Origin of the sequence: Coprococcus sp. AM11-30B, assembly GCF_027674365.1 — a bacterium.
In the GTDB taxonomy this organism is placed as follows: domain Bacteria; phylum Bacillota; class Clostridia; order Lachnospirales; family Lachnospiraceae; genus Allocoprococcus; species Allocoprococcus comes.
Genome location: NZ_JAQDVB010000004.1, coordinates 1 through 250 on the forward strand (window position 1 = coordinate 1; position 250 = coordinate 250).

General features: G+C 42.4%; 1 protein-coding gene. It reads right to left on the reverse strand.

Annotation, left to right across the window (positions count from 1 at the left end; genetic code table 11):
• Nucleotides 1–250 (reverse strand): hypothetical protein (locus PGU50_RS02960; RefSeq protein WP_442872527.1); only part of this gene is annotated, 250 nt, incomplete at both ends.

The following is a 250-nucleotide window of genomic DNA, read 5'->3' on the forward strand; positions in this document are numbered from 1 at the left end:
TTCGGAAATTGCCCTCCCAGTGTCCACTCACTTGAAACGCCCGCTTTATGCTTTTGTGATGGCGTGTACCCGGTATAAGCTACAAGTCCCAATACTTCATCAAAGCGATTGTCGAACAAATTGATTCCATCAAAGGTAACATCTGATTTCCCATCATCAAGCCAATACGAATCGTTAATGGAAAGCCCTTTGGATACATCAAGAATTCCAAGGATATCATTCCTTGTCAATCCTGCCGTACTAAGAATCT